Consider the following 5,212-nt stretch of genomic DNA (forward strand, 5'->3'; position numbering starts at 1 on the left):
TGGTGAGGCTCCCGGATCCGGCACCCGCCTCAACCACGCGCGCGCCGGGGAAGATGTCGGCCATCGTGACGATGTGGGCGGCGTCCTTGGGGTAGATGATCGCGGCACCGCGCGGCATCGAGACGACATACTCCGACAGCAAGGGCCGGAACACCTGGTACTGGCCGCCGAGCGACGACTCCAGAATCATCCCCTCGGGGCGGCCGATGATGTCGTCGTGCCGGATCTGGCCCTTCTTCGTCGAGAACTCCTGACCCACCGCGAGGCGGATGTTGTGCTTGCGCCCCTTGGCGTCGCTGAGCCGCACCCACTCCCCTTCCTCGAGCGGGCCCCTCTTCATCGGCTCCTCCGGTAGGCCTCGTCGACCCGTGACGTGCGGAGGATCCCGGCGATGGATCCGTCGCGCTCGACCACGGCATAGGTCTCGGCGGGTCGGGCCGCCATCGCTCGCAGGAGCACCTGGCCGCGGATGTCGACCGGCAGCCTGGGTGCTCCCTCGGGGGCCTCGCCCGGCTCGAGCAACGTGCGTGCGTCGAGCAGGTCGACCCGGGCGGTGCGCCTGGCCTGCGCCAATGCATGCCCTGCGCCCTCCCAGAGGAACCACGCCACGAGGCCCGAGATGATCAGGTCGAAGGTCCAGCGATCGTCCGAGAAACCGGTCCGTTGCAACCAGAGCAAGGTTGCCACCACCAGCCCGACCGCGGCGAGACGTCCGATCCAGGCGGCGAAGCGCGTGCCGGTGGCCTCGTGTCCGGTCAGCTGCCACACCACGGCCTTGAACACCCGGCCGCCGTCGAGTGGCAGCCCGGGCAGCATGTTGAACACCGCGACGAGAATGTTGATCGAGCCGATCAACGCCACGATGTCGTGCAACACTCCCGGCTCGACGCTCTCGGCCACCTGCCTGGCCGCGAGCCCGATGCCGAGCGAGACCAGCGGCCCGACGATCGCGGTCGCGAGCTCCTGCCACGGGGTGCGGCTCTCGCCCTCGATGGCCGTCTCGCCGCCCAGGAGGTGCAGCGTCACCGACGGCACGCGCATACCGAAGGAGCGAGCCGCCACCACGTGCGCGATCTCGTGAAGCAGCACGGACGCATAGAGCACCAAGACGAACACGGCTGCGATGACGTACGGATTGGTCTGGGTCTGCGACTCAAATCGCGGCGCGAACAGCACGACGAGGATGACACCCATGACGAGAAGGGACGGCTTGGCGAGCAGCTCGACGCCCGCGAAGCGCCCGACCCGCCACGTGCCCGCCGACCTTGGACGGGCGTCGGAGAAGCTCACGATTCCAATCTATGGGGAAGCTCCGAACAGTTCGCGCAGACCGTCCGGTTGAAGTCTCTCCAGGCTGGCAACCTGCACCCGTCGCGGGGCATCCGGCACGTTCACGAAGTGCGGCACCACGAGCACCTGGCAGCCGGCGGCGTTCGCGGAGGTCGCCCCGGTCCCGGAGTCCTCGATGGCGAGGCATTCGGCGGCGTCGACGCCGAGCAGCTCGGCTGCTCGCAGGTACGGCTCAGGGTGGGGCTTGCCGTGCTCGACCTGGTCTCCCGTCACCACGGCCGCGAAAGGTAGTGCGTCGGCCACCGGTCTGGCGATCGGCGCGTAGGACATGGTCACCAGGGCTTGCGGCACGACTCGGCTGTCGAGGGCGGTGACGAGCTCCCGCGCCCCGGGGCGCCAGGGGATCTCGCGGTGCAGGGCGTCGGCCAGCCGGACGACCAGGAACTCGACGATCTCCTCCGGTGCGAGATCGGAGCCCAGGCGCCGCTTGATGTAGTGACCCGACTCGATCAGGGAGTTGCCGACGAGGGCGAGTCCGTCCTCCTGCGTCCACGTGGCGCCGTGCGCGTCGGCGAGGTCGTGCTCGCTGGCCATCCAGAGGGGTTCGGTGTCGACGAGCGTCCCGTCGAGGTCCCAGAGCACGGCAGCGAAGTCATCCACGCCGCACAGCGTACGTCCGCCCATAAGACCGTCGGGCATACCAGCAGATGAGACACTGGTCCGGAGGATGGAATGCCCGCCCGCGCTCGCGAGTTGCGCATCGTATCGTCGAACGCCCAAACCCCCCGAGGACGCCTGTGACCACCCCGACCCTGACCGAGCATCGCCCTGACGCGACCGAAGCGTTGTCGTCGATGCTCCGTGAGCGCATCCTCGTGCTCGACGGCGCCATGGGCACGGCCATCCAGCGCGACCGGCCGGACGAAGCGGGCTACCGCGGTGACCGCTTCGCCGAGTGGTCGTGCGACGTCGTCGGCAACAACGACCTCCTCACCATCACGCAGCCGGAGATCATCGCGTCGATCCACCGCGAGTACCTCGCGGCCGGCGCCGACATCATCGAGACCAACACCTTCAACGCCACCGCGATCTCGCTGAGCGACTACGACATGGTCGAGCTCGCCTACGAGCTGAACTTCGAGTCCGCCCGCCTGGCACGGCGCGAGTGCGACGCCATCACTGCCGAGACTCCCGACCGCCCGCGGTACGTCGCCGGAACGCTCGGCCCGACGACGCGCACGGCGTCCATCTCACCGGACGTCAACGACCCCGGCGCGCGCAACGTCTCGTACGAGGAGCTCGTCGACGCCTACACGACCGCGACCCGGGGTCTCCTCGACGGCGGGTCCGACCTGATCTTCGTCGAGACCATCTTCGACACGCTCAACGCCCGCGCCGCGATCTTCGCGATCGAGACCGTCTTCGAGGAGTACGGACGTCGTTGGCCGGTCATCATCTCCGGCACCATCACCGACGCCTCGGGACGCACGCTCTCGGGGCAGACGGCGGAGGCGTTCTGGCACTCCATCCGGCATGCCAAGCCCCTGCTCGTCGGGCTCAACTGTGCTCTGGGGGCCAAGGAGATGCGGCCCTACATCGCCGAGATCGCGCGCCTGGCCGACTGTTTCGTGTCCTGCTACCCCAACGCCGGCCTACCCAACGCCTTCGGTGAGTACGACGAGACGCCAGAGGAGACCGCCGCGATCCTCCGCGACTTCGCCGACAGCGGCTTCGTCAACCTCGTGGGCGGCTGCTGCGGCACCACGCCCGATCACATCGCCCACATCGCCAAGACGGTCGACGGCCTCACGCCGCGGGTGCCGCCAGCGGTCGCGCCCGCTCTGCGGCTGTCAGGGCTCGAGCCGCTGACCGTCACCGAGGACTCGCTGTTCCTCAACGTCGGCGAGCGCACGAACATCACCGGCTCGGCACGTTTCCGCAACCTCATCCGTGACGGCGACTACGACACCGCGCTCTCGGTCGCCCGCCAGCAGGTCGAGAACGGGGCGCAGGTCATCGACGTCAACATGGACGAGGGCATGATCGACGGCGTCGCCGCCATGAACCGCTTCCTCAAGCTCATCGCGTCCGAGCCCGACATCTGTCGCGTTCCGGTGATGGTCGACTCCTCCAAGTGGGAGGTCATCGAGACCGGACTGCACTGCCTGCAGGGCAAGCCGATCGTCAACTCCATCTCCATGAAGGAGGGCGAGGAGAAGTTCCGCGAGCAGGCGCAGCTGTGCCGCAAGTACGGCGCCGCCGCTGTGGTCATGGCGTTCGACGAGGACGGCCAGGCCGACAACCTCGAACGTCGCAAGCAGATCTGTGAGCGGGCCTACCGGATCCTGGTCGACGAGGTCGGATTCCCGGCCGAGGACATCATCTTCGACCCGAACGTGTTCGCGATCGCGACCGGCATCCAGGAGCACCAGAACTACGGTGTCGACTTCATCGAGGCCACCCGGTGGATCAAGGAGAACCTGCCCGGCGCGCACGTGTCCGGCGGCATCTCGAACGTGTCGTTCTCGTTCCGTGGCAACAACCCGGTGCGCGAGGCCATCCACGCGGTCTTCCTGTACCACGCCATCCGGGCCGGCCTCGACATGGGAATCGTCAACGCCGGCGCCCTCGTCGTCTACGACGAGATCCCACCGCCACTGCGCGAACGCATCGAGGATGTCGTGCTCAACCGGCGCGACGACGGCACCGAGCGTCTGCTCGAGATCGCGAATGAGTATGCCGGTGACGGCCAGAAGGCGGAGGTCGAGGACGAGAAGTGGCGCTCGCTGCCCGTCACCGAACGCATCACGCATGCGCTGGTCAAGGGCATCGACCAGTTCGCCGTGGAGGACACCGAGGAGCTCCGCGCCGAGATCGCCGACCGTGGTGGTCGGACGATCGAGGTCATCGAGGGCCCGCTGATGGACGGCATGAACGTCGTCGGCGACCTGTTCGGTTCCGGCAAGATGTTCCTCCCCCAGGTCGTCAAGTCGGCCCGCGTCATGAAGAAGTCGGTCGCCTACCTCATCCCCTACATCGAGGACGAGAAGCAGCCCGAGGACGCCGGCCGCAGCAACGGTCTCGTCGTCATGGCCACGGTCAAGGGCGACGTCCACGACATCGGCAAGAACATCGTCGGCGTCGTGCTGCAGTGCAACAACTACGACGTCATCGACCTAGGAGTCATGGTGCCGGCGCAGAAGATCCTGGACACCGCGACGGCCGAAGGCGCCGACCTGATCGGCCTGTCCGGGCTCATCACGCCGTCTCTCGACGAGATGGTCAACGTGGCGTGCGAGATGGAGCGTCAGGGTTTCGACATCCCGCTGCTCATCGGCGGTGCCACCACGTCGCGTGCCCACACGGCCGTCAAGGTCGACGAGAAGTACCACTCCCCGGTGGTCTGGGTGAAGGACGCCTCCCGCTCCGTGCCAGTCGTCTCGAAGCTGCTCTCCGACGATGCCCGACCACAGCTGCTTGCCGATCTGAAGGAGGACTACGACTCGCTGCGCGAGCGTCACGCCGCCCGACAGGACACCCGCAAGCTGCTCACGCTCGAGGACGCGCGCGCGAACCGCACCGCCATCGAGTGGGAGGACTACGTGCCGCCCGCACCGCAGGGCATCGAGATCGGCACCCCGCTCGTGCTCGACGACTATCCGTTGGCCGACCTGCGTGAGTACATCGACTGGCAACCGTTCTTCAACTCCTGGGAGATGAAGGGCAAGTTCCCCGACATCCTCAACAACCCGACGAGCGGTGAGGCGGCCCGCAAGCTGTTCGACGACGCGCAGGCGATGCTCGACCGCCTCATCGAGGAGAAGTGGATCACGGCGCGTGGCGTCGTCGGTCTGTTCCCGGCCAACGTCGTCGAGCACGACGACATCGAGGTCTACACCGACGACTCCCGGTCCGAGGTCCG

3 protein-coding genes and 1 pseudogene are annotated in these 5,212 nt (G+C 67.5%); 1 reads left to right on the forward strand and 3 read right to left on the reverse strand.

Annotated elements, in window-relative coordinates:
• From ACRDPN_RS03620 to ACRDPN_RS03630, 3 genes and pseudogenes are all read right to left on the reverse strand, one after another.
• Positions 1 to 340: pseudogene (locus ACRDPN_RS03620) on the reverse strand (tRNA (adenine-N1)-methyltransferase); the annotation flags it as partial.
• Positions 337 to 1,290, reverse strand: a complete 954-nt coding sequence (locus tag ACRDPN_RS03625; protein WP_431445968.1) for a site-2 protease family protein — start codon at positions 1,288 to 1,290, stop codon at positions 337 to 339. The pseudogene ACRDPN_RS03620 and the gene ACRDPN_RS03625, both read right to left, overlap by 4 nt.
• Before the next feature lie 9 nt (positions 1,291 to 1,299).
• Positions 1,300 to 1,950 carry an HAD family hydrolase gene (locus tag ACRDPN_RS03630; RefSeq protein ID WP_431445969.1) on the reverse strand — a complete coding sequence of 217 codons (651 nt, stop codon included), beginning with the start codon at positions 1,948 to 1,950 and terminating at the stop codon, positions 1,300 to 1,302.
• Positions 1,951 to 2,144: 194 nt separating this feature from the next.
• Between ACRDPN_RS03630 and metH the strand changes: the two genes are divergently transcribed.
• On the forward strand, positions 2,145 to 5,212 hold a 3,068-nt coding region (gene metH, locus ACRDPN_RS03635; RefSeq protein WP_431445970.1), incomplete at its 3' end, for a methionine synthase.

The organism is Aeromicrobium sp. (genome assembly GCF_050700635.1).
Taxonomy (GTDB): domain Bacteria; phylum Actinomycetota; class Actinomycetes; order Propionibacteriales; family Nocardioidaceae; genus Aeromicrobium.